Genomic DNA, 247 nt, shown 5'->3' with positions numbered 1-247 from the left:
GCGATAAACTCGGCAATGTAAATGAAAACCAGCTATTGCAAACCGGTGATGTGGGTTACCACACCAAAAACTGGTACACCCAATTGTTAGTTCAAGACTTTCAGGTACTAGGCAACACCGAGCAGCCACACACCTTATTGCCACAACTTACATTCGCGGGTGATTGGGATCTCGACTGGCAAACCCTGCAATTTGGTTTTGATAGCGAAATCAGTAATTTCACTCATAGTGATAACACTGTTTACAC

At 43.7% G+C, this 247-nt stretch carries 1 protein-coding gene; it reads left to right on the top strand.

What is annotated here, in order from left to right; all coding sequences use genetic code 11:
• On the top strand, window positions 1–247 hold a 247-nt coding region (gene lptD, locus Q4528_RS15265; protein ID WP_303522548.1), incomplete at both ends, for an LPS assembly protein LptD.

The sequence above is a fragment of the Staphylococcus pasteuri genome (genome assembly GCF_030547725.1).
GTDB classification, from domain to species: Bacteria; Bacillota; Bacilli; order Staphylococcales; family Staphylococcaceae; genus Staphylococcus; species Staphylococcus pasteuri.
This window is presented reverse-complemented; position numbering and strand designations above follow the sequence as displayed.